This window comes from Pyxidicoccus sp. M15, assembly GCF_056858435.1.
The window spans coordinates 2,905,810-2,929,232 of record NZ_CM166495.1; the positions used below are offsets into that span (position 1 = coordinate 2,905,810).

A 23,423-nucleotide genomic window follows, 5' to 3' on the forward strand; every position below is an offset into this window, starting at 1 on the left:
CGAACCCTCGCTGTCGCGTGCGCATGCCTGCGTGGCGCGGCCGCGAGCCAGGCTGCTCAACGCGCTCATCCTCCAGGGGGGACTGTATCCACGAAACCGCGGGGGAACTGGCTCTGTCACCGCTTCATGCATGCCGTTAGCGTGGCGTTCCCGTCTGGCTGTGGATGAAGGGAAAGCAGCATGCATGCGGACATCGGCTTCATCGGTCTGGGCGTCATGGGACAACCCATGGCACTGAATCTGGCGCGCTCCGGGGTGTCACTCGTCGTATGGAATCGCTCTCCGGAGCGCAGTGAGGCGCTGCGCTCCGCGGGCGCGCGCGTCGCGGAGAGTGCCCCCGAGGTCTTCCGGCATGCGCGCCTCGTCTTCCTGATGTTGGCGGATGGCGCGGCCATGGACGCCGTGCTGGGGCGGGGCACACCGGAGTTCGAGGCCCGCGTCGCGCGGCACCTCATCGTCCACATGGGGACGACCTCACCCGAGTACTCGCAGGCCTTGGACGCGGACATCCGTGCCGCGGGCGGCCGCTACGTCGAGGCGCCTGTCTCCGGCTCGCGCAAGCCCGCCGAGGCCGGTCAGCTCGTGGCGATGCTCGCGGGTGAGCCCGAGGACGTCGAGCAGCTCCGTCCCATCCTCCGGCCGATGTGCCACGAGACGGTGCCGTGTGGGGCCGTCCCCAGCGCACTGCTCATGAAGCTGTCCGTGAACCTGTTCCTCATCACCATGGTCACCGGGCTCGTGGAAGCCGTGCACTTCGCGGAGCGCCACGACCTGGACCTGCGGCGGCTGCTGGCCGTGCTCGACGCCGGTCCCATGGCCAGCAGCGTGTCCCGGGTCAAGGCCAACAAGCTGGCGGTCCGTGACTTCGCCGTCCAGGCCTCCATCACGGACGTGCTGAAGAACAACCGGCTCATCGCCCAGGCCGCGCGAGACGCCCGAGTGGCCTCGCCGCTGCTCGACGTGTGCCTCGGCCTCTTTGGGGAGACCCAGGCCCTGGGACATGGCCAGGAGGACATGGTGGCCGTCGTGCATGCCCTCGAGGCACGGACGCAACGCGAGTCGTCGTGACGCGCGCGCCACCCGCCCACGGCCCGCGCACCGCCCCGCGGTTCTTCACTGGAATTGAGGCGTGGCGTGTGGTTGCAATGGTGTCGTTGTGGCTGATTGGAGCGCGACCGGGGTGGAGCTATCGCGCTCCAGGTCAAGCGTCTGTCTTATTGGGACGGCAGAACGAACCGATGAGAGAGCAAGGCATCAGCCGCTAACAGCGCGACCCGCTTGAGGTCTTGCTTCCGCCTTGATGCGGCTTCGATTCCCGCCGCCTCCAATCTGCAAAGAACCCGGTGGCACCAGCAAGGTGCCACGGGGCTTTCTTTTGCGCCCGGCCGAGTGCCTCCATACCCACCGCACCCGCGCCACCAGACGCACCGCCTCACCGAGGATGGGGCTCAGCGCAGCTGCGAGAGAATGGGCGTGACGCCGAAGCGGGGCAGTCCATCCCCGAGCTCACCGTAGGAGTTGACGCCCCAGGCCCACAGGCTGCCGTCACCGTGCCTCACCAACGCGTGACCGCCGCCACTTCCGACGGCCACCCCGCCTTCCAGTCCGGCGACCTGCACCGGGGCGAGGAGCGAGGCGGTGGACCCGTCCTCCTGCGGGTTGGAGAAATCGTATCCCCAGGTCCAGGCGGAGCCATCCGAGAGCACCGCCAGCGAGTGGGAGTTGCCGCCCGCCACCGCCACGGCTCCGCTCAGCCCCTGCACCTGCACCGGGGACGCGCTCCACCAGTCGAACGTCTCCGCCCCCAGCTGGCCGAAGACGTTGGCGCCCCATGCCCAGACCGTGCCGTCCGAGCGCAACGCCAGCGCGTGGGACGCGCCACTCGCCACGCTCACCACGCCGCTCAGCCCCTGCACCTGCACCGGCGAGGCACGCGCCGTGAGGGTCCCATCTCCCAGCTGGCCGAACTCATTGTCTCCCCAGGCCCGGACGGTACCGTCCGAGCGCACCGCGAGGGAGTAGGCATATCCACCCGCCACGGCCACCACCCCGCTCAACCCTGGCACCTGCACCGGCACGGCTCTCCGCGTGGCCGTCCCATCCCCGAGCTGCCCGGAGAAGTTGCCTCCCCAGGCCCAGACGGTGCCATCCGAGCGCACCGCGAGGGAGTGGGCATATCCACCCGCCACGGCCACCACCCCGCTCAACCCCTGCACCTGCACCGGGGATGCGTGACGGCTCGAGGTCCCATTCCCCAGCTGGCCGTACTCATTGTTTCCCCAGGCCCAGACGGTGCCATCCGAGCGCAACGCCAGCGAGTGGTTGGCCCCTGCCGCCACCGCCACCACCCCACTCAATCCGGGGACCTGCTCCAGGGACGGGTGGGGGTCGAAGGTGCCATCTCCCTGCTGGCCGGAGTCGTTGTTGCCCGAGGCCCAGACGGTGCCATCCGAGCGCAACACCAGCGAATGGAAGGACCCTGCCGCCATGGCCGCCACCGCGCCCATCCCAGGCACCTGCACGGGGGAATTCCGCTTGCCGATGCTCCCATCCGTGCGCTGGCCGGAAGAGTTGTCACCCCACGCCCAGACGGTGCCGTCCGAGCGCAGCGCCAGGGAGTGGAAGTCGCCAGCGGCCACGGCCAGCCCTCCGCTCACCCCATTCAAGCGCACCGGGGACGCGCGATGGGCGAGGGTTCCATCTCCCAGGGTGCCATAGGAGTTGTCGCCCCAGGCCCAGACGGTGCCATCCGAGCTCACCGCCAGGGAGTGGGCGAAGCCACCGGCCACCGCTACCACCCCGCTCAGTCCCTGCACCTGCACCGGCGAGGCGCGCGACGTGGTGGTCCCATCTCCCAGTTGGCCGAACTCATTGTCGCCCCAGGCCCAGACGGTGCCGTCCGAGCGCACCGCCAGCGAGTGGAAGAAGCCCCCCGCCACCGCCACCACCCCGCTCAGTCCAGGCACCTGCACCGGGCTCCCGCTCTGGGTGTTCGTCGTGTAGCCGAAGACCCAGACGGTGCCGTCCGAGCGCACCGCCAGCGAGTGGAAGTCCGCACCGGCCACGGCCACAACCCCGGTCAGCCCCTGCACCTGCACGGGCGTGTGGCTCGAGGTGGTGGAATACCCATCGCCCAGCTGGCCAGCGGAGTTGTCGCCCCAGGCCCAGACGGTGCCATCCGAGCGCAGCGCCACCGAGTGGTAGCCGCCCGCCGCGACAGCCACCACCCCGCTCAACCCCTGCACCTGCATCGGGCCTGGCTGAACGTCGAGGGTCTCACTCCCCAGCTGGCCGGAGCCATTGTGTCCCCAGGCCCAGACGGTGCCATCCGAGCGCAACGCCAGCGAGTGGGAGGCCCCTCCCTCCACGGCCACCACCTCGCTCAGCCCCTGCACCTGCACCGGGGACACGCGGTCGATGAAGCTCCCATCCCCCAGCTGGCCGTAGACGTTGCGCCCCGCGGCCCAGACGGTGCCATCCGGCCGCACCGCCAGCGAGTGCGCCGCTCCCGCCGCCACCAGGACCTGGGCCTGGGACACCGAGGCGCGCGCCTGCGTGCCGGTGGCGGGAAGGTCCGAGCCGGTGGGCTTCTCGCAGCCCGCCAGCAGCCACATTGCGAGCACCGTCCCCAACACTGCGCTCAGCCGCTTGACTCCATCCTGCCGTCCACTGTGCATGTGACAACCCCTGCCTGTGTCTGTTCTGGCAACGACTCGTGGTGTGACGTCAGCAAAGCAAGGACCTGATGGGGCTTCCAGCGATAGAGGTGAACCGCCACGCCTCCTGCTGTCAGCCGGGGTCCGGCTCGCGCTGCTGGGTTCGACCGTCATCTCACCCCTCGAAGCGTGCTTCGGCCTGAGGCGCGCCCTGGCTCGCGAGCGCGATGACGGACGCATAGACCCGAGCCCAGGAGCGGAGGCGGTGAAAATGATGCCCCTCGTGCTCGAGGACGCTCCACGCCCCTTCGTGTGCGAGGGCGGCGGGGCCCAGGCATCCTTCGATTTCCCTTCGGGCCTGAGCGGGGGCGAGCACGTTGTCATTCGCGCCGTGAAACGCCACCACGCGCGGCGGCGTCGGGAGCTGGCGCCGGGCGATGCGGGACAGTCTCACCGTTGAAACCAGGACGGCCGCGCCGCAGCAGCCCGGTTCGGCGACCATCGCTCCGGCCACCAGCGACGTCCCATAGCTGGAGCCCAGCAGCACCACGCGCTCGCGCGGCACGCCGACACGGTCGACGCAGTGGTCCACCGCGGACAGGACGTCGAGGGCGCGCTCCGCGTCGTTCCCGGCCCGCTCGAAGCGCGCCCCATACCCTGTCGAGCCTCTGTAGTTGAAGCTCAGCACATGGCAGCCCGCGCGGAGCAACACCTGCACCCTCGCGTCCCAGACCGGCAGCTCCTGCAGCGCGGGACCGCCATGGACCAGGACCACCGCGGCGGGCCCCCGCGTGGACTGCGTACCCGGGCGCCACAGGAAGCCTGGCAGACTCGAGCCATCCCTCGCACGAAGCTCGACGTCCGTGCAGCCGGAAGTCCACGCGGACGTCGCGCGCCCCACCACCGCGGGCTCCTCACCGGACGACACCTCGAGCAGCGCCGGAGGGCTCGTCCGGCCCACATGCAGCGCGAAGACACGTCCTCCCTCGGAGGCCCCACTCCTCATGTTCACCACGCCGCTCGCCGGCCCCACGGGGCGCGTTACTCCCCGGTCCGTCCGCGCGCGCATCAGCCCCGCATCTCCCCCGGAGCCCACGCGAAACAGGAGCTCCGAGGCGCCGAGGTATCTTGGCTCGCTCACGTCCCCCGGCGGCTGGGCCACCACGCTCTGACGTCCGGTGAGGCAGTCCACTTCGAGCAGGGAGAAGTATTCATCGGTCTCCCTCCGAAGGGTCACCGCCAGCGCGCCGCCATCGGGCCGCCAGGACAGCTGGCGCAGCTCGCTCCGCTCGGCGATGACCAGGGTCCGAACGCCCGGCGAGTCGTCCAGCGACACGAGTGCCAACGTTCCTGGCTGCTGTGCGGAAGCCAGGGCAATCCGTCGGCCATCCGGGCTCCACGCCGGCTCGCAGCGCGCGGCCAGGGGAGGCTCCATGCGCTGCCATTGCCCGCTTCCGCGGTCGAAGACGACGGCATGCTGTGAGGGGCCCTCGGCCAGGGTGTAGAGCAGGCGCTGGCCATCGGGGGCCCAGAGGATGGGGGCGGCGGCGGAGCGCGTGGGCGGGGTAGGGGCGGCGGTGACCCTTCCCGTGTCGATGTCCAGGAGCTGCAGCGCGAAGCGCCGGTCGCCGCCCGAGCAGGCCAGGAACGCCACCGTCCGTCCCTTCGGGCAGAAGGCGAGTGCGAGCTGCGAGTCGGCGGACAGCGCGCAAGCCGCGAGTGCGCCGGTCGCGCGGTTGACGACCCGAAGCTCGAAGGCCTCCGCCAGGAAGCGCTTCTCGAGCAGCCAGCGGCCGTCCCCGGACGCGGTCACCGGCAGCTTCCCATGCTCCTCCAGGAACGAGAGCACCTCCCGCACACCCCCTTCGTCCGTCCCGCTCCCCGAGGGCCCATGCAGCCCCGCACGACGAACCAGCAGGGCGCCGCCCAGGACCGCGAGGCCCGCGAGCGCACCGCCCATGAGCCGGCGACGGTCAATGGACGCCACCTCGGCGCCCGCGGGGGGACGGAGCGGAGGGCGCGTCATGGACGGGCCTCGCCGTCCTCGAGCCCCGTTGACTGCCGCGACAGCAAGGCCTGGAGCGCGAGCTCCGTGCTCGTGTCATGCGGCTCGATGACCCGCGCCCTGCGGAGATGGTCCGCCGCGGCGCTCCAGTCTCCCTGCTGCTCGGCACACCGGGCGAGCAACCGCAGGAGCTCGGGTTCATTCGGCAGGTATGTGTCCACGAGCGCCGCGGCCGGGGCCAGGCTCGAACAGCGTTCCCTGCGCTCGCCCGTGAGTACCGCGAGCAGGGCCTCGAAGGGGTGGAACTGGAACGGGCTCAGACGCAGCACGGGCGTGGTCGAGAAGTCCTCGGTGAGCGACTTCACGGCAAGGTAGCGCGGGGCGGAGATGCCCAGGGACAGGAGCGCCGCCAGCGAGAGGGCGGCGCCGCCTGCCCAGGCGGGAGCGAGCTCCGCGCGGCGCTCGCAGTCGCTCCGCAGCAGGCCCGCGAGCGCCGCCACCAGCGCGACGGAGGCGGGCCGGCTCAGCAGCGCATCGAAGCCACTGATGACCAGGGCGACGACCAGGCTGCCCATGGCCGCCAGGGTCAGCATGTCTCGCGCCTGCGTGACGCGGCGACGTGCACCCGCCAGCAGGGAGAAGGCCATGGCCCCGGCTGCGGCCAGGCCGAGCAGCCCGGTCTCGACCGCGTGGCGTAGCAGGTCAGAGGCCGGGCTCCAGAGCGGAGCAATGAATCGGGCGTGTTGCCCCGTGGCCGCATGCGCGAACCGCGGGGCCTCGCGGCGCCAGAGCCCGGGTCCGAAGCCGGTGAGCGGCTTCTCCCAGAGCATGGCCAGCCCGACCTGGTGCTGCTCGACGCGGCTGAGTCCCGTCCCGGCGTCATGCTCGAACAGGCGGGAGAACGACGACTTGAGCGGCGCGGGCTCCCTCCAGTTGAGTCCGGCCCACGAGCCCGCGTTCAATGCCACCACCACGGCGAGCCCCGCGACGCACGCGCCGATGAGCCCACGTCTTGGAAGCGCGGGCAGCAGGCCTCGACGCTTCAGCTCGAGACACGCAGCCGCCGAGAGCAGGCCCGCGACGAGCAGCCCCAGCCAGCTGCTCCGTGCGCGGCAGAGCGCGACTGTCAGCAGGAGCGCCGAAGCGGCGAACGTCCGCAGGGGATGTGGCCTCATCGTCGCGCGTGCCAGGGCCAGGGGCATCAGAATCGCGCAATAGCCACCCACGGCGTTGCGGTTGGCGAAGGTCGCGCCCGGACGTCGCGCGAGGTCCCACGGCAGCTGGCCACCGGCGGACTCATGGAGCGCGATGAGCGCGATGAGGACTCCCGCACCGATGAGCCCGTCCACGAGCGCTTCGCGGCGCTGGCTCGCGGCCTCGCAGGCCGTTGCCACCAGGACGAACGCAGCCAGGTGAAGTGCAATCCAGGGAAGGCTGAACGGCGCACTGAAGCCGTTCACCGCCATGGCGAGAACCGCCACCGCCAGGTAGCCGAGCGCCGCCAGGTCAAAGGTCGTGACACCCACACGGTGCTGGCGCCACCAGGTGGCGGCACACGCAAAGGCACACACCAGGGCACCGAGGGCGAAGACGAGGTGCTTCGGAAGCAGGAGCCCGCCGCTGCGGAGCGGTGAGCTCGCCGCTTCCGGTGAGACCGCCAGCGCGGTTCCCACGACGGCGGCAAGCAGGGCCCAGAGCGTGGTGGAGGAGGAGGCGGCGGCGACCTTCCAGGCGTGCGATGCCGTTGGCGGAAGCCCGAGCCGGTTGAGCAGCTGGATTGTCATGGGACGGTTCCTTCAACGCTCCGACGTGCGCAGGTGCCCTCGCGAACAGCGGGAGGGCACCTGCACAGCGCCTATCTCGCAAGCGGGGGAGAGCGGCGGGGCCGCTCACCGCGGCTCAATGCCTGCTCACCACTCCCGGTCCTCGCAGTACCACTCCTCGTACAGGTACTCGTAGCACCACCCGTCCGCGGTGCACATCATCATGTAGAAGAACCGGTATTCGCAGTACAGGTCCTGCGCGGACGTGTCCCCCGTGGAGAACGCGCCGGGGGCGGCCTCCCTCACGACCTTGCCGGTGGAGTGGAGCCTGGCGAGCTCCGTCTCGGAAAGGTTTCCAAGGCCCTGGGGAGAAGAGGACAGACGGAAGGTGTGCTCCGGCGAGGCCAGCAGGTCGTGACCCTGCTCCTTGGCCGCGCGCAGCCACGTGTCCATCGGCTGGGCATCGCCATTGGCATTGATGACCGTGATGCGGCTGAAGTCGATGGGCGCCTGGGAGAAGTCGAAGGTGTAGGTCTTTCCCGGGGTCCGCTGATCCAGCACGAGCTGCTCACCGGGCTTCAGGCTGGCAATCGTCTCCGCGGTGATGCGCTGCTCGCGCACCTCTTCCACGGCCGGACTGTCGACCGGGACGTCGTTGGCACACCCCGGCAGCCCCGCCACGGGCAGGAGGACCAGCATGACGCTTGCGAACAATGAAAGGGTCGGACGCTTCGAGGTTTCAGACATTTTTCGCTCCTGTGGGGACTTGCTTCCACGCCTCGAGGCAAGGCGCGGGGCTCGCTTCTGAAGCCGAGCTGCTACCGCCTCGAAACCCAAGAGCCCGCGAGGTGCGGATTGATGCAGGAATCCTTTCTTCTCATTCTTGGGTGCGTGCTACCGGTGCCGCGCGTCATGGACGCCGGACGCGACCAGGCGCAGGGGGGACTGCCCATGGAGATGAAGACGAGGGGGCCGGCGCCGTTGTCTCCTCGCCATCCGCGACGATTCGCTCCGCATGGTGGTTGAGCGGACCCGCGGGGTGTGCTCATAGGTCCGCACATCATGATGCGTCCGGAAAGAATCCTTCCCCTCGTGGGGTTGCTCCTGGTCGCTCCCGTCCTCGGGGCGGAGGCGCGGCCGGTCAACTCCGAAGCGCAGCTCTGGTACTCCGTCTTCGCCCAGGGCCCCATCGCGCGTCCCTTCCTCTACTACCTGGAGGCCCAGCCGCGGTTCAGTGAGAACGACACCCGGCTCATCCTCCGCTCGGCGCTGGGTCTGGCGCTGACGCCGGACGTCTCCCTGTGGCTCGGTCAGGCGTGGATACCCGTCTGGACCTATGACGAAGACCCGGCGGTGCGGGGCGGAGAGAGCCGCCTCTTCCAGCAGTTCCTCTACACCCCGGCGTCAGGCTCGCTGCGCTTCGCGGTGCGCGCCCGGCTGGAGCAGCGCTTCCTGCCCGGAACGACGGAGGTTGCCCACCGCGCCCGCCTGTTCCTGCGCGGCGCGCGGCCGCTGGGAGAAGGGCTTCCCTCGTTGATTCTCTGGGACGAGGCGTTCTTCCACCTCAACTCGGTGGAGGGCGGCCCTCGCACGGGCTTCGACCAGAACCGCGCGTTTCTCGGGGCGGGTTGGAAGCTGTCCCCGCACACGACGCTCGAGGCGGGCTACCTCAACGTCTTCACCCGCCGGCCCGCCGCGGAGGCGGACCAGATGGTGCACGCGCTCTACGTGTTCACCATCTTCAACTACCTCTGACGCCTCTCCTGAGACGCCGCCTGGGCGGCAGCGCCTCCGAGACGAACCTGGGTGATGGGCCTGGAGCAGGAGGGGCCCCCCGCTTGTTCCGGAGCAGGTGGGTGAGCCTGGACACCAGCACGCAATGGTTTTGAATAAATCGCGCCAGATGTGATCGCTCTGCCCCGGCCGGAGTCATCCAAAAAGCCGCCGCATGACGCACCCTGCGGGCGCGTCGCACGGCCACTGGCAATCCACGTCATACACACCGGGAGAACGGATGTATCTTCGGAGAGCGGTTTTCGGACTCGTGGCGTTTTCGAGTGCGGCGTTCGCGGCCCCTGCGCCGAGCGATGAGCTCGCGGAGGTCCGGGCGCGGCTGTACCAGTCGGATCGCGCCCTCACGGCACCCTCGCGCTCCAGCGCGAGCGCGGTGGTGGCCGGGTTCCTGCGTGCGCGCGGGGGCTCCGACGCCACCATCGGCTCCCTGCGTGCGACGGAGGCGCGTCAGGGCCGCATCACCCACGTGCGCTACGAGCAGTACGTGGGAGGCCTGCGCGTCCACGGCGCCTATGCGAAGGCGGCGGTGAACGAGCAGGGTGAGCTGATCCACCTCATCGACGGCACGTCTCGGGTGGGCGCCGTGGCCTCGGCGCGCGTGTCCGAGTCGGACGCGGTCGGCGTCGCGCTGCGCAACCTCTACCCCGAGCTGCGAGACACGCAGCCGGCCGAGCAGTCTCGCGACGGCAACACGCTCTCCTTCGCGGGGGGCGCCTTCTTCCACCGCGGCCCCACGGTCGAGCGCGTCGCCTATACGGCGGCCAACGGAGCGCTCCGGACGGGCTTCCTGGTGGAGACGTGGACCGCCAAGACGAACCAGCTGACGCACACGCTGGTCAGCGGCGAGGGCCGGGTCCTGTCGACCGAGTCCCGCACCGCCAATGACCGGTACAACGTCTTCACGAACGACCCGATGAAGACCGCGCAGGCCATCGTGTCCGGTCCGGGCACGGGCAACGTCGAGTCGCCCATCGGCTGGCTCAACAGCTCGGGGCTCACCACGCGGCTGATTGCCGGCAACAACGTCCGCGCCTACCTGGACGTGGACGCCAACAATGCCCCGGACTCGGGCGGCACCGCGGTGACCAACGGTGACTTCCTCACCGTCGCGAACCTGTCCGCGGCCGCGACCACCGACGCCAACCGCAACGTGGCCGTGCAGAACCTGGCCTACCTGAACAACGTCATCCACGACAGGCTCTACCGTCACGGCTTCAATGAGGCCGCGCTGAACTTCCAGGAGAACAACTTTGGCAAGGGCGGCGCCGGGAGCGACTCGGTGGACGCCGAGGCGCAGGACGGCAGCGGCACCGACAACGCGAACTTCTCGACGCCGGCCGACGGCTCCAACCCGCGCATGCAGATGTACCTGTGGACGGGCGTGGGCACCCACCAGGTCAACGTGGTGACGCCGGCGTCCATCGCCGGCAACTACGTGGCGCAGGGCGGAGCCGAGTTCGGCCCCGCGCTCACCACCACCGGCATCTCCGGCGACATCGTGCTCGTCAACGATGGGGTGGGCACCACCTCCGACGGCTGCGAGTCCATTCCGGCGGGCTCGCTCACCGGGAAGATTGCCCTCGTCGACCGTGGCATCTGCGGGTTCACCGTCAAGGTGAAGAACGCGCAGCTTGCGGGGGCCATCGGGGCCATCGTCGCCAACAACCAGGGCGACGGGGTGATGACGATGGGGGGCACGGACGCCACCATCACCATCCCCTCCGTCTTCGTCGGTCAGACCACCGGCGCGACGCTCCGCTCGGTCACCGGCGTGTCCGGCGCCATCCGCCAGTCGGCCTCGGGGCCGCTGCAGCGTGACTCGTCGGTGGACTCCGACATCGTCTACCACGAGTACGGGCACGGCCTGACCTGGCGCATGATTGGCTCGATGAGCGGCCCCATCTCCGGCGCCATTGGCGAGGGCATGAGCGACGTGCTGGCCATCATCCTCAATGACCACGACCGCGTCGCCGAGTACTCGGCGTCGAGCGACCTGGGCATCCGCAGCGCGCCGTACACCAACTACCCGCGCACCTACGCCGACGTGGCGGGCACCGGCGTCCACTTCGACGGCGAGGTGTACGGAGCCATCGGTTGGCAGCTGTGGCTCAACTTCCAGGCGGCGGGCGTCTCCAAGGACACGCTGCTGACCTACCTGGTCGACGGCATGAACTACACGCCGGCCGGCCCGTACTACGAGCACATGCGCGACGGCATCCTCCAGTCGGTGGCCAACGCCGGCAACGCGCACCGCTGCCTCGTGTGGAGCGCGTTCGCGAAGTACGGCGTGGGCGTCGGCGCGTCGGCGACCCTCAAGCGCGTGAAGGGCGTGATGACGCCGAGCATCACCGCGTCCTTCACCAAGCCGTCGGACTGCCCGTAACGCCCGGCGTCCCTCGTTGAAGTCCCTGGCGGGTGCCCGGAAGACGGGCACCCGCCTTCTTCATCGCCCTGGCGACGGTGAGCCTCATCCGAAGGGGCCTCCGGCCGCCCGGCCCTGTGACGACCTCCGGCGCGAAGAGCGCGGCGGCGAACGACGCGTTGAGCAGCGTTCCCACCCCTACCGCGGAGTGGCCAGGGGCGCACCCGCTGACCCGGGAAGGCTCCGCAGTCCGCGCAGGGGTGTCGGCAGCAGCCCGAGCGCGCACAGCCCGGTGCCGAGCGCCGCCAGGAGGATGGACTGCCGCAGCCCCAGGGCTTCTCCCAGCACGCCCCCCAGCAGCGAGCCCACCGGGAGCAGGGCGCTCACGAGGAACCGCAGTGCGGCTCCCACGCGCCCGCGCAGGTGCTCGGGCGTGAGCGCCTGGTACAGCGCCAGGACGTTGGACTGGAAGAGGGGATTGGTCAGTCCGATGAGCGCCTGCGCCGCCACCAGCAGCGGGAGGGCCGCGGCCTCGTGGAGTCCCGCGGCGGGAATCAGCAGGTCCGCCAGCGCCCCCAGCGACAGGGCGCCCACCAGCGCGGGGCCCACGCCCATGCGTGCGGTGAGGCGGCCCGCCAGCAGCGCTCCCACCAGCGCTCCCAGTCCGAACACTGCTCCCAGGCTTCCCACCTGGCGCGGCGCCAGGCCGAGCTCCCGCGTCACGTAGAGGAAGTACACCCCGAGAATCATCCCGCCGAACAGGTTGAAGAGCCCCGCGCACGTCGCCAGCGGCCCCAGCAGCGGCTGGCGCCAGAGAAAGCCGAGGCCCTCCGCCGTGTCCCGCCACAGCCCGCGCGAAGGCCGCGCCGCGCGGGAGCCGGGCGCTTCCACCCGCAGCCACGCCAGCAGCGCCGCGGAGACGAGGAACGAGAGCACGTCCACGCCGAGCGCCAGTGGCGCCGTCATCCATGAGACCAGCACTCCCGCCATCGCGGGCCCCAGCAGCCGCGCCAGGGACTGGCTCGCGCCGAGCCGGGCATTGGCCTCCACCAGCCGTCGCGGCTCCACCAGGGCCGGCAGGAAGGCCTGACACGCGGTGGTGGCGGCGACGGTCAGGCTGCCCGACAGGAACGCCACGGCGTACAGGTGCCCCAGGCGCAGCTCTCCGCGCCACCCGAGCACCATGAGCGGCACCAGCAGCAGCGCGCGGCCCAGGTCCGCGCAGATGAGCGTGGCGCGCAGGGGCAGCCGGTCCACCCACGAGCCCGCCGGCAGCCCGAACAGCAGCGGTGGCACCAGTTGCGCGGCGCCCAGCAGGCCCAGGTCCAGGGCCCCCACGCCCGCCGTACTGGTGGCCAGCAGGGGCAGGGCGAAGGCCGTCACCTGGGAGCCCAGCGCGGAGAGCGTCTGCCCCGCCCAGAAGCCCGGGAAGGCGCTACGCAAACTGCCGCTCCGCCGTGGGGCGGATGACCAGTTCGGTGATTTCCACCGACGGAGGCCGCTCCAGGACCCAGCCGATGGTCTCCGCCACCTCCTCTGCGAGCAGCGGCCGGTAGGGCCACTTCTCCACCGGCACGTCGCGAGGCTCACGGCCCCCCGCCACGGAGCCGAACTCCGTGCTCACCGAGCCGGGATGCACCAGGGACAGCCGCACCCGGCTGCCCGCCAGCGCCTGCCGCAGCGACAGCGTGAAGGCGCGCAGGCCGTGCTTGCTGGCCGCGTAGGCCGCGCCGTCCGCGACGGTGCCCAGCGCGAAGATGGAGCCGACATTGACGATGTGGCCCGCGTCGCGCTCGCGCATCCCGGGAAGGAAGGCGCCCACCATGTTCATCGCGCCCACCAGGTTCACCGCCACCACGCCCGGCCACTGCTCCACCCGCGCGGGCTCCGGAGGACCCCAGCCCTTGCCGTGCCCGGCCGCGTTCACCAGCACCTCGGCGTGGGCCCACGTGGCCACGTCCGCCGCCAGCGCCCTCACGGCCCCGGCGTCCGTCACGTCGCAGGGCCGCACCGCGACGGTGCGCCCCGGCGCGCGCAGCTCGCTGGCGAGCGCCTCCAGCCGCTCCGTCCTGCGTGCCACCAGCAGGAGGCTACGGCCTCGAGCCGCCAGCCACCGGGCCACCGCCCTGCCAATGCCGCTGCTCGCGCCGGTGATGATGGCGACCCGCTCCATGGTGGTCCTCTAGACGCCGATGAAGGGAACGGGCCAGCAGCGCATGCGGAAGGGCAGCGCCACGCGCCACGGCCCGAGCCCCAGCACGAGTGCCTCCTCCTCCAGGTCCGCCAGCGCCTTGCGCACCTCGGGCTCCGTGCCGAGCGACTCCGCCAGCCTGGGGACGCTCAGGGCCTCGAACACGCTCCGCGTCGCCGCGTCATCCAGCAGGAACTGCGCGGCGCCGCGTCCCTCGCGCCGGTCCTTGACGAGCATGAAGCCCGGCCCCGCGCGCCAGTAGCACCGGCCGTACGCATGCGCCTGCCGCCACCGGCGTGCCGCCTCGTCCAGCTCGGGTGTGCCTCCACTCTCGGGAGGCTCCAGGTGGTACAGCGTCCCGGGAGCGATGGTAGGCAGCGCCGCGCCACGCCAGTGCACGCGCAGGCGGTGGGAGGTGCAGTCGCGCAGGAGGCGGATGAAGTGCGCGGACGGCTCCGCGCGCTGCTCGCCCAGCTCCATCACCCAGGGCACCCGCAGCTCCACGCACCCCAGCGCCACCAGCCGCGCCAGCTGCGCGTCCGTCGGCCAGTCCCCGGGCGCCTCGCCCCGCACTTCGATGGACACGGCCTGCCCGAGGTCCCGGGACTCCAGCGCCTCCACCAGCTCCGCCCACTGGCCGGGCGACACGGATACCGAGAGGTGGCCCGCCTCTTCGGGCAGGGCCTCCCCCGAGGCGAACTGTTGCAGGGCCAGCGTGGACGCGGGCATGGGCAGCGGGCTCATTGGGACCGGGCCTCCTTGAGCTGCGAAATCGGAATGCGGACGTTCTGCGGGTTGGCGCGCGTGGGCAGGGCGACGAAGCGCTCGCCCTCCTCGAACACCCACCCGCGCGCCTTCCAGTCGGAGAGCCGCGCGGAGACCTCCTCCGCCGTCACCGCCAGGCTGGCCTGCTGGAGTCGCTCGGTCAGCCCGGAGACGGACATGGGGCGCTGGAGCGCGTGGAAGAGCGTCACCTCCACGGGCGATGCGAGGACGAAGTCCTGCTCGGGCCAGCCCTCGCGCCTGTCCCGCAGGTGGATGCGCCCACGGCTCTCGCGGTAGCTCAGCTCGCTTTGTGCGTGGGCCTTCTTCCAGTTCGCCGCCGCGCGCTCCAGCTGGGCCGCCGCTTCGCCCGTGACGCCGAGCGACACCGTGTCGAACAGGTACGCCAGGTCCATCAGCTCGTGCTCGGGCAGGTCGTACACGAAGGGGTAGAAGGCCGCCGGCCGGTGGTCTCCGAAGCCGAGCGACGGGTCCGAGAAGTTGGGGCTGAAGCGCTCGAGCGCGATGCGCAGCGCTCCGGTGGGCGGCTGCAGGTGCACCATGGCGGGCATCTGCTCGATGATGCCGGCGTAGTCCCGCGGCTCCTCGCCGGGAAAGCCATACAGGAAGTTCCAGGCCACCGTGAGCCCGTGCTCCTCGCAGTCCCGCAGCACCTGGACGTTCTGGCTCCCGCTGACGCCCTTGCGCATCAGCTTGAGCACCCGGCTGCTCAGGTTCTCGATGCCGGGCTGGACGTGGACGACGCCGGCGGCCTTCAGCGTCTGGATCTGCTCACGCGTGAGGTTGGACTTCACCTCGTAGTGGATGCGCAAGTCCCAGCCCGCCGCGGCGACGTGGGGCAGCAGGCCCTTGAAGTATTTCATGTCGATGATGTTGTCGACCATGACGATGTCGAGCGTCTGGTAGCGCTCGATGGCGCGGCGCATCTCCTCCCAGAGCAGCTCCGGGGGCTTGGCGCGGAACTTCATCAGCGAGCCGTTCAGCCCGCAGAAGGTGCAGTGGTGTTTCTCGCCCCACCAGCACCCGCGGGCGCCCTCCAGCACCAGCAGCGGGTGGATGAAGCCATTCACCGTCGAGCGCGCCACCTGCTCGAAGTAGTCGTCGTAGTTGGGCGCGGGCACGTCGTGCATGGGGAAGGCCCCCTGCCGCTCCACATTCACGCGGCTGACGCCCTTGCCATCGCGCCAGCACAGGCCGGGGATGGCCTCCATGGGGCCCTGTTCCGTCAGCGCGTCCAGCAACTCCACGAAGGTCTGCTCGCCCTCGCCGCGGACGACGAAGTCGAGGAAGGGGTGGTTGCGGTGCAGCGCGGGGCCCTGGGGACCGTCGCAGTTGGCGCCGCCCATCGCTGTCAGCACCTGGGGCCGCCGCTGCTTGAGGACCCGGGCCAGGGCGAGCGACGGCACGTTCTGCATGAAGGTGCTGGTGAAGCCCACCAGGTCCGGCTCCATCGCCAGGACCTCGTCAGCCAGCGTGTCGATGAAGTCCGGCGTCCAGCGGTGCAGCTCGGTGGCGAGCGACGGGTCGAAGCCGGCCCCCCGCAGGTACTGCGTGTACCCCTCCACGTTCCACTCGGGCACGCCGTAGAGGGGCGGGGTGAAGATCCAATCCCCGATGCCATGGAAGATGCCGTTGTTGGCGATGGCGGTGTACTCCGCCGAGGTGACGCGCCCGCCGGAGCGCTCCAGCAGGTACTCGGCCCAGCGGACATGGGCGTAGAGGCCCTTCACCTCGTGCGGCTGCCGGCAGCGCCGGGCCCGCTCGTGGAGGATGCCAATGGCCAGGGAGGGGAACTCCAGGGCCTGCCAGGGCATGCATACCAGGACGATGCGCATCGCGATTCCTCGAAAGGGCCGGGGCCCGCCGGACGCCTGGGCGTCAGCGGGTCCCCGGCCTCGTGGCTCAGGCCCGTGTGACGGGGTTACTTCTGCTCGGGAACGAAGGGGGGAATCGAGATGACTTCGATCTGCGTGGCGTAGACCAGGCTGGCCTCCGCCGCCCCGGTGGTCTGGATCTGCTTCTTCTTCATGGCTGGCTCCTCGTGATTCAGGTTGCTGCGTCATCGCCTGTCGGCGATCCCTCTCATGTGGCGCCGGAAGGGGAGCGCTCCGCCTGTGTCGGCCTGACGCCGAGCAGGTGGCGCACCCGGGCCTGATGGCGCGACATGAACCAGTGGCGCACGGCTTCGGCGGGCTGGTGCAGCAGCCCGCCCAGCTGGGCGAAGAAGCGCTCGTCGAAGCCGGACAGCCGCAGCGCGAGCTGCTCGTAGGGTGTGGCGTCCCAGCCGGCGCGGCCCGAATCTTTCAGCCGCCAGCGCAGGTAGAGCATCCCCATGCCGACGTGGCGCAGCTCATCCGCGCGCACCCGCAGGTACATGTCCCCCAGCACGTCGCCCTTGAAGAGGCGCGCGAGCAGGGTGAACTCGTCCGCGGCGAGCCACTCCAGCGCGGTGTGGACGAAGAAGAGGCCGAGGAAGTCGTCCACGGACTCCAGGCCCTGCCGCAGCGCCTGGATGGACGCGTCCGGGGGCAGCACCTTCCCGCCGCGCCGCAGGGCATAGCGCGCGAAGGCCTCGCTGTGGCGGGCCTCGTCGCTGACCGCGGTGGCCAGGCACAGGCGCGCGGGCACATCCTCCGTCTGTCCCAGCAGCCGGGCGGCGGCGAGCAGTCCGAGCTGCTCCGCGTAGGAGCCCTGGCTGGCCACGGCCCACGCAATTCGTTGCATGTCGGTGGAGAGGGCTGTCGGACGCTCCCAGTCGAAGTCCGTCTCCGGACGCCAGTCCGCCCTCCGGGCCCGCTCGTAGATACGGAACAGCCCTTCCTTGAGGTGCGCGGACGTGAAGGTCATCACTGGGGGGCTCGGAAGAGGAATCAAGCTGACGTCGAGGAGAGTAGACATCCATCCGGATGCGATGAAGCACCCCGCGGGTTCAGCAATCCCTGGCATGCGAGCCGAGGAGGAATTGTCGACAGCGGGGATGTCTCGCCCGAGTGAAGCGCGGCGCGGCGCGGGCCGCTTCCGCTCACGTCAGTTCACCTGCGGGGTTTCGCGAGTCCTGACGAAGCGCGGTGCGGAAGCTTCCAGCGCTCCTCCATTTTTTCACGCGTCATCCGGGTTGATGCTCACCGTATGTGTAATTCGTCCTATTCTTTCGAGAGCATCGATTCCCATCTGGAGGAGGAACACATGGACACGCTCCCAAAGCCTCGCTTGACCGTCTCCCGTCGGCATTTTCTGGCCGGTCTCGGTGCCACAGCGGGCGCTCTTGCTGGCGGTCTCGGCTCTCCGGGCACGGCCCATGCCGCCGGTGACGGCTTCGGGCTGCGCATCGTCGATAGAAACGAGAACGGCGGTCGCCTGCAGTACTACCGCTTCGCCACCAACGAAATCGAGTGGGACCCGGCGGTCAACATCCTGCTCCCCGACGGCTACCACTACAGTGGCAAGAGGTATCCGGTCCTGTACCTGCTCCATGGTGGCAACGCTGACTTCCGCACCTTCCACCTGCAGGACAACATCATCAACCTCACGGCCGGGCGCGAAATCATCGTTGTCATGCCGGACGCCTCGACGGGCTGGTACTCCAATCCCGTGAGCACCAACTCCGGCCCCCGCAACTGGGAGACATTCCATATCGGCCAGCTGTTGCCCTGGGTCGAAGCGAACTTCCGCACCTACGCCGAGTACAACGGTCGGGCCGTTGCCGGGTTCTCCATGGGCGGGTTCGGCGCCTTGAAGTATGCCGCCAAGTACTACGGTCACTTCTGCTCGGTCAGCTCCCATTCGGGCCCGGCCAGCCTCCGGCGCGACGGCGGCCTGGTCGTCCACTGGGCGAACACCACCTCGGCTGCGCTGGACCTGGCCGGAGGGACTGTTTATGGCGCCCCCTTCTGGGACGAGGCGCGGGTGAGCGCGGACAATCCCATCCAGCGCGTCCCGAGCTATTACAACAAGCGCATCTTCCTCGCGGCCGGCACGTCACCCGACCCCGTGAACTGGTTCGACTATGTCAACGAGACCCAGGTGCTCGCCGGGCAACGCGAGTTCCGCGGTGCGCTCGGTCAGGCCGGGATTCCACATGAATGGCATGAGGTTCCGGGGGGGCACTACTTCCGCCACGAGCTGTTCGTCCGGGACCTCAACGGAATGCTGGGCCGGCTCCGCAGGGCGGCCTGACGTCGCGCGTTTCGGCGACGACGGAGCGAGGAGGGGCGCGGACGGGGGCAGCCCGTGCTGCGGGCGGGGCGGTGGAGAATGCGTGCAGCCCTCTTGGGAGCCTACAGCCCCGCCTGGAACAGGAGGATGAGCCGCGAGAAGGAGTCCGTGCCCTCCCGCAGCGCCGGGTAGTGGTCCCAGCTGAGTGCGGCCCCCAGCGGACCGAAGTGCAGGTCCGCGAGGAGCCGCAGGCCCGGCCTGGCGTCGGGACGCACCTGCACCGGCACGCCCAGCCCGAGCCCGAGACTCGGGATGATGGCGAGCTGGGGCGTCGCATACTGCGTGAGTGGCGTGAGGACGAGCTGCTCGCGGAAGTCCGTCTCCACCGAGAGCGAGTGCAGGAGTGACTCGGGCGCGGCGAGCTGGTAGCCGAGCCGTGCCATGAAGCGGGAACCGGCCCCGAGCCGCGCGCCGAGGCCCAGCTGCACACCGCCCGGAGTCCACCACGGCTTTCGCCTCGTCAGCGTGATGTTGAGCCGCTCGGGCGCGCTCGCCGCCGCGAGGCGCCGCTCCGCCACCGCATGCGCGCCCTCGTGTCGGACCTGCCAGTCCGTGGCCACCGGCAGCGTGCGCGCGGAGTCGTTCGGGCTGGTGCCCACCTCCCATGCGGAAGGGACACGCACCGTGATGTGGAGCTCGGGGTTGCCCGCCCAGGTCCGGACGGGCCACAGCAGGTAGTCGATGTCCCAGTACGTGGCCCGTGGCGGTCCAGGGGACAGCAGCACGTGGCGTGCCTGCACCGCGGGCCACACGTACCCCGAGGGCAGGAAGCGCCGCTCGAGCAGCACCACGCCGCGCACCACCAGTTCCCCCTCCCGTCCGGGGGGAAGCGTGAGGGTGAAGCCGAAGCGCTCCACCGGGGTATGCGCGAGTCGCCCGAGCGCTTCCTCCGGTGGCGACGGCGCCGGTGCGGCCTCCTCCCCGGAGCCTGACGTGGAGCCGGGTGGGTCCGCTTGTTGCTCCGCCACGGGGAGAGGCTCCCCTTCGAAGTGCACGCTCACCTCGTGCGTACGGAGCCCCAGGAAGGCGGCGTCGATGACCTCCGCCTCGGAGGTTCCGTTGCGCAGCCGGTAGCGCGCCTCGAAGCGGCAGGCCGCCTCGCGCTCCGCCTCCGCGCAGTCGAAGTCCAGCTTCTCGCCGAGCACCTCCGTGCGCGTGCGCGCAGTGCCCGAGGACAGGGTGAAGGCCGCCGGTGTGCGCGTGGATGCGGCCACATTGGCGGCGGCGGGCAAGGCCGCGAGCAGACAGACGAAGGAAGCGAGGCGGACCACCATGCCCGCCATTGTCGCTCAACTCCGGCCAGTCGCGCGGGTTGCACGGTCGCGCCCACGCCCTGGATTGCGCAAGGGCGCTCGGACCTCTTCCTCTTGGGCTTCGGCCCCTGACAGGAGGGAGCCCGGCCCCTTGAAGGGTGCCGGGCTCCCTCCCTGACTTCCTCCGAGGCGCCAGGTGGCTGACCTGTGCGGCTCGATGCACCGCCGGGTCAGTTCGCTTGAATGATGGACTCCTCCAGGATGGAGAGTCCGCCCGAGGTCCCGGTCGTGTCGATGCCCGAGAAGTCCAGGTACGGATAGGCACCGTCCCCAATCACCTCGATGAACTCGACCCTGTCGGCCGTCACGACTTCATTGTCAGCGAGCTCCACCTGGAAGGTGTTCCCGTTCGCGGTGAAGCCCCAGGAGCAGGCTCCCACGCTCACGCCGCGCGCGGAGTTGCCCTCATCATTGATGAACTCCTGGATGCTCCTTTCGATCCACGCCTGGATCTCCCTGTCCAACAACCACTGCTCGAACCCCCCATCGGAGGGGCGGACCACGGAGCCCTGGACCGTGTCGCCAAGGTAGTAGACCGCCTTGTAGGCGGAGCCTCCCGGAGAACCAGTGAAGAACGGACGCAGCTGCAGCTCCCGGGGCGAAGGACCCGGAACGAGCTCCAGCGTGCTGACGACCTGCTCCCCGCTTCGCGCCGCGAAGTGGAGCGCTCCCACCTCTCCCCGGTGCAGGGTGGTTCGATGCCAGCGGCTGGCCCGCCCGAAGTGACTGTTGACGCCATCTCCCTCGCCCTGCATCCCTGAAACCGTGACTCCCTCATCGGTGGAGGTCAGGCTCGCTTCGCCCACGGCGCAGTGCGTGATGCCTTCGAACCGGTCCACGCACCCCGACGCCGCGACGACTTCCTGCTGCGCCTTGTCGCTGTTCGCGGGTGCCGTGGTGTCTCCGCCCGCACAGCCCGACACGCCACTCAGGATTGCCGCCGCCAACACGTGGCCCATCATTTTCATCTTCATTGTAAAAGTAACCTCGTTGTCGTTATGAATGGCCTTGCTCATCCCAGCTGGGCGCACATGTCTTCCGTTCCAGGCATGAACGAGCTCCGGGAGCGACCGCGCGGTGGCAGTGCATTGCGCACGCCAGAAAGAAGCTCCAGGACTCATCTGTCATTCTCGATGGCAGGCGGCCACGGGGAACGGAATGCGTGACAGGCCATGTCACAGACATACAGGGATTGTGGCCTGCTCAGTCACAGCAGCTCCGCTGGCGTACGCGAGTGCCATGCAGGCTTGGATTATTAGAATCCAGCCGAGGCCAAAATCTTCAATGGGCGCCTGTCGCGGATTCTTGATGCGCGGACGTATGGAGAGCTGGAGCCGGCAACCGCTACCAGTAGCACTCCAGCACCATGTCATCGAAGCGAACGAACTTTTTGATGTTGTCGTTATTTCCGTAGATGACCTGCAGGTAGATCGTCCCGACAAAACCGGTGAGATTGAGATGGGTGAGCACGATCTGGTGATAGCCGGTGCCATTGCCGACGATCCATGGATAGGTCTCGGCGATGATCTTCCAGCCGTTCGGGTTCCAGATTTGAAGGCCCACGGCGGCGCCCGGAGCGAGCACATTCACATAGACTGCAGCGGCGCAGTTGTGCCGCCGATCCATCTCATGCTCGCATCCTGTCATGCATCCTGGAGACAGCCTGACGAGACGTCACTCAAATGAACAGAGAGCAACATTCTCAATCATCAGTCATGACTGGCTCCAGAGGCAGCCAACTCTCATGCCTCGACCACTGCGCCGTCGCCCTCCTTGCATCCCCACTGCATGAACGGGATTTTGTAGGACCCCGCGTCCACCGGGAGCCGCTGTCATTCCGCGCGGAGGTGCCGCAGCCCTTGAGGTTCGGGAACACGTAGCTGCGCTCGGAGGCCGTCGCCAGCCCCGACCACGAGGCGATGGGGAAGGAGTCCTGGTCCACCGTCAGGGGCGGAAATCCAGCGCCCCTTGTTGTCGGTGGTGTCCTGGTTGGCCGCCAGCCCGTCGAACACGTCCAGGTTGGGCAAGGTGCCATGGAGGCAACGTCCCTGGACGCGCTCACCCGTGGGACGGGGGCTTCGGGAGGGGATTCGTCCAGGGCGCAGGCGGCTGCGCACACGGCAGGCGGACCCGCGGGGCTCGACCTGGGGCTTCGCCACGGCGCCGCCTGACGCCGGGGCCCTTTGACGCGCCGCACCTCCTCCGCTATCTTTCGATATTGATTTGCAGAATCAAATAGTGCGAGTTCCCACGGGCTGCTATGTGGGGCCGCGCTGTCGAGCAACCGCCCGCGTCCGTTGCGCGAGCACAGGCTGGATGAAACCGTGAGCACATCAGGCAGGCGTCCGTTTCCCCTCTTCGCGATTCTCGGTGGCATCGCCGTCGTGGCCGTCATCGGCGTGGCCGTGAAGCTTCAGCAGCCCTCTGCGAAGGCGTCCGCGCCGGTGGCGGAGGCCCACTCGCCCGAAGGCGCGGCGAAGCAGGCGACCGTCACCGTCACGCACGCGCAGGGGACCTCCGTCGTTCCACTCAATCCCCAGCGCGTCATCGTCTTCGACCTGGCGGCCCTGGACATCCTCCAGGCGCTGGGCGTGGAGGTGGTCGGCGTCGCGGGGGACCAGTTCCCCCTGCACCTGGCGCCCTTCGCCGACGCGAAGTACCCGCGCATGGGAACGCTCTTCGAGCCCAACTACGAGGCCATCCACGCCGCGCGCCCGGACCTCATCATCACCGGCGGCCGCTCCAGCGCGAAGTACGCGAGCCTCGCGCGCATCGCCCCCACGGTGGACGTGCCCATGGGCGGGGCGCACTACATCGACACCGTGGTCGCCAACACGCAGATGCTGGCGCACATCTTCGGCAGGGAAGAGAGGGCTCGCGAGCTCGTGGACGGGCTGCGCCAGTCCCTCGCGAAGCTGAAGGAGACGACGGCCGGCCGCGGCAAGGGCCTGGTGGTGCTCGTCACGGGCGGCCGCGTCAGCGCCTATGGCCCGGGCTCCCGCTTCGGCATCCTCCACGAGGACTTCGGCGTGCCCGTGGCCGCCGAGGGGCTCGGCGCGTCGCTGCACGGCGAGGCCATCGGCTCGGAGTTCATCCGGGAGAAGAACCCGGACTGGTTGTTCGTGATTGACCGCGACGCGAGCATGGGCCAGCAGGGCGGGGCGAAGCAGGTGCTCGACAACGAGCTGGTGCGCCAGACGACGGCCTGGACGAAGGGGCAGGTCGTCTACCTGGACCCGCTCAACGCCTACCTCATCGGCGGCGGCATCCAGGCGGTGAGCCGCCTGCGAGACCAGGTGGCGGAAGCCTATTCCGCACGGGACCCCTGACCGGCCCTGGCT

Annotated in this window: 17 protein-coding genes; 5 read left to right on the top strand and 12 right to left on the bottom strand. The window is 69.7% G+C overall.

Translation table 11 applies throughout. The annotated features are described in order from the left end of the window. The first annotated feature begins 180 nt into the window (after positions 1 to 180). Positions 181 to 1,068, top strand: coding sequence for an NAD(P)-dependent oxidoreductase (locus tag ACX9TP_RS11790; RefSeq protein ID WP_482979805.1), 888 nt, complete (start codon positions 181 to 183; stop codon positions 1,066 to 1,068). 380 nt (positions 1,069 to 1,448) lie between these two features. Here the strand turns inward: ACX9TP_RS11790 and ACX9TP_RS11795 are convergent, their stop codons facing one another. From ACX9TP_RS11795 to ACX9TP_RS11810, 4 genes are all read right to left on the bottom strand, one after another. After that, a complete protein-coding gene (locus ACX9TP_RS11795; protein ID WP_482982154.1) occupies positions 1,449 to 3,614 on the bottom strand; it encodes an RCC1-like domain-containing protein in 2,166 nt (721 codons plus the stop codon). A 217-nt stretch (positions 3,615 to 3,831) separates the two neighbouring features. Next, positions 3,832 to 5,514 (bottom strand): prolyl oligopeptidase family serine peptidase, encoded by a 1,683-nt coding sequence (locus ACX9TP_RS11800; protein WP_482979806.1) that lies wholly within the window; start codon positions 5,512 to 5,514, stop codon positions 3,832 to 3,834. 164 nt (positions 5,515 to 5,678) lie between these two features. Continuing rightward, positions 5,679 to 7,445 (bottom strand): O-antigen ligase family protein, encoded by a 1,767-nt coding sequence (locus tag ACX9TP_RS11805; RefSeq protein WP_482979807.1) that lies wholly within the window; start codon positions 7,443 to 7,445, stop codon positions 5,679 to 5,681. Positions 7,446 to 7,571: 126 nt separating this feature from the next. Then, positions 7,572 to 8,123, bottom strand: coding sequence for a hypothetical protein (locus ACX9TP_RS11810; RefSeq protein ID WP_482979808.1), 552 nt, complete (start codon positions 8,121 to 8,123; stop codon positions 7,572 to 7,574). A 363-nt stretch (positions 8,124 to 8,486) separates the two neighbouring features. On the opposite strand from ACX9TP_RS11810, the gene ACX9TP_RS11815 reads away from it, so the two are divergent. Then, the gene (locus ACX9TP_RS11815) at positions 8,487 to 9,179 is read left to right on the top strand and encodes a DUF2490 domain-containing protein (RefSeq protein WP_482979809.1); all 693 of its coding nucleotides are present in this window, start codon (positions 8,487 to 8,489) and stop codon (positions 9,177 to 9,179) included. Positions 9,180 to 9,468: 289 nt separating this feature from the next. Continuing rightward, positions 9,469 to 11,601 (top strand): M36 family metallopeptidase, encoded by a 2,133-nt coding sequence (locus tag ACX9TP_RS11820; RefSeq protein WP_482979810.1) that lies wholly within the window; start codon positions 9,469 to 9,471, stop codon positions 11,599 to 11,601. 177 nt (positions 11,602 to 11,778) lie between these two features. Here ACX9TP_RS11820 and ACX9TP_RS11825 read toward each other — a convergent pair whose 3' ends face one another. The 5 genes from ACX9TP_RS11825 to ACX9TP_RS11845 form a co-directional block, all read right to left on the bottom strand. Then, positions 11,779 to 13,023, bottom strand: a complete 1,245-nt coding sequence (locus ACX9TP_RS11825) for an MFS transporter (RefSeq protein ID WP_482979811.1) — start codon at positions 13,021 to 13,023, stop codon at positions 11,779 to 11,781. Further along, a complete protein-coding gene (locus ACX9TP_RS11830) occupies positions 13,016 to 13,753 on the bottom strand; it encodes an SDR family oxidoreductase (RefSeq protein WP_482979812.1) in 738 nt (245 codons plus the stop codon). The genes ACX9TP_RS11825 and ACX9TP_RS11830 overlap by 8 nt, the downstream gene beginning before the upstream one ends. A 9-nt stretch (positions 13,754 to 13,762) precedes the next feature. Beyond that, positions 13,763 to 14,515 (bottom strand): DUF5825 family protein, encoded by a 753-nt coding sequence (locus ACX9TP_RS11835; protein WP_482979813.1) that lies wholly within the window; start codon positions 14,513 to 14,515, stop codon positions 13,763 to 13,765. Then, on the bottom strand, positions 14,512 to 16,389 hold the full coding sequence (locus ACX9TP_RS11840) for a RiPP maturation radical SAM C-methyltransferase (RefSeq protein WP_482979814.1): 1,878 nt from the start codon (positions 16,387 to 16,389) through the stop codon (positions 14,512 to 14,514). Before ACX9TP_RS11840 ends, ACX9TP_RS11835 begins: the two co-directional genes overlap by 4 nt. 247 nt (positions 16,390 to 16,636) lie before the next feature. Further along, on the bottom strand, positions 16,637 to 17,401 hold the full coding sequence (locus ACX9TP_RS11845) for a ferritin-like domain-containing protein (protein ID WP_482979815.1): 765 nt from the start codon (positions 17,399 to 17,401) through the stop codon (positions 16,637 to 16,639). 339 nt (positions 17,402 to 17,740) lie between these two features. Between ACX9TP_RS11845 and ACX9TP_RS11850 the strand changes: the two genes are divergently transcribed. Next, a complete protein-coding gene (locus tag ACX9TP_RS11850; RefSeq protein ID WP_482979816.1) occupies positions 17,741 to 18,730 on the top strand; it encodes an alpha/beta hydrolase in 990 nt (329 codons plus the stop codon). Between the two features lie 101 nt (positions 18,731 to 18,831). On the opposite strand, the gene ACX9TP_RS11855 is transcribed toward ACX9TP_RS11850, so the two are convergent. The 3 genes from ACX9TP_RS11855 to ACX9TP_RS11865 form a co-directional block, all read right to left on the bottom strand. Continuing rightward, complete coding sequence (locus ACX9TP_RS11855) at positions 18,832 to 20,043, bottom strand: hypothetical protein (protein WP_482979817.1); 1,212 nt, start codon at positions 20,041 to 20,043, stop codon at positions 18,832 to 18,834. A gap of 209 nt (positions 20,044 to 20,252) precedes the next feature. Further along, entirely contained in the window at positions 20,253 to 21,098 is an 846-nt protein-coding gene (locus tag ACX9TP_RS11860; RefSeq protein ID WP_482979818.1) for a hypothetical protein, read from the bottom strand. A 328-nt stretch (positions 21,099 to 21,426) separates the two neighbouring features. After that, positions 21,427 to 21,708 carry a hypothetical protein gene (locus ACX9TP_RS11865; protein ID WP_482979819.1) on the bottom strand — a complete coding sequence of 94 codons (282 nt, stop codon included), beginning with the start codon at positions 21,706 to 21,708 and terminating at the stop codon, positions 21,427 to 21,429. A gap of 698 nt (positions 21,709 to 22,406) precedes the next feature. Between ACX9TP_RS11865 and ACX9TP_RS11870 the strand changes: the two genes are divergently transcribed. Continuing rightward, on the top strand, positions 22,407 to 23,411 hold the full coding sequence (locus tag ACX9TP_RS11870) for a siderophore ABC transporter substrate-binding protein (protein WP_482979820.1): 1,005 nt from the start codon (positions 22,407 to 22,409) through the stop codon (positions 23,409 to 23,411). Positions 23,412 to 23,423: the final 12 nt, after the last annotated feature.

Coding starts and splice junctions, on each gene's coding strand:
- ACX9TP_RS11790 (WP_482979805.1), top strand. CDS start 181: ATGCATGCGGACATCGGCTTCATCGGTCTGGGCGTCATGGGACAACCC.
- ACX9TP_RS11795 (WP_482982154.1), bottom strand. CDS start 3,614: ATGTGGCTGCTGGCGGGCTGCGAGAAGCCCACCGGCTCGGACCTTCCC.
- ACX9TP_RS11805 (WP_482979807.1), bottom strand. CDS start 7,445: ATGACAATCCAGCTGCTCAACCGGCTCGGGCTTCCGCCAACGGCATCG.
- ACX9TP_RS11810 (WP_482979808.1), bottom strand. CDS start 8,123: ATGCTGGTCCTCCTGCCCGTGGCGGGGCTGCCGGGGTGTGCCAACGAC.
- ACX9TP_RS11815 (WP_482979809.1), top strand. CDS start 8,487: ATGATGCGTCCGGAAAGAATCCTTCCCCTCGTGGGGTTGCTCCTGGTC.
- ACX9TP_RS11830 (WP_482979812.1), bottom strand. CDS start 13,753: ATGGAGCGGGTCGCCATCATCACCGGCGCGAGCAGCGGCATTGGCAGG.
- ACX9TP_RS11835 (WP_482979813.1), bottom strand. CDS start 14,515: ATGAGCCCGCTGCCCATGCCCGCGTCCACGCTGGCCCTGCAACAGTTC.
- ACX9TP_RS11840 (WP_482979814.1), bottom strand. CDS start 16,389: ATGCGCATCGTCCTGGTATGCATGCCCTGGCAGGCCCTGGAGTTCCCC.
- ACX9TP_RS11845 (WP_482979815.1), bottom strand. CDS start 17,401: ATGACCTTCACGTCCGCGCACCTCAAGGAAGGGCTGTTCCGTATCTAC.
- ACX9TP_RS11850 (WP_482979816.1), top strand. CDS start 17,741: ATGGACACGCTCCCAAAGCCTCGCTTGACCGTCTCCCGTCGGCATTTT.
- ACX9TP_RS11855 (WP_482979817.1), bottom strand. CDS start 20,043: ATGGTGGTCCGCCTCGCTTCCTTCGTCTGTCTGCTCGCGGCCTTGCCC.
- ACX9TP_RS11860 (WP_482979818.1), bottom strand. CDS start 21,098: ATGAGCAAGGCCATTCATAACGACAACGAGGTTACTTTTACAATGAAG.
- ACX9TP_RS11865 (WP_482979819.1), bottom strand. CDS start 21,708: ATGGATCGGCGGCACAACTGCGCCGCTGCAGTCTATGTGAATGTGCTC.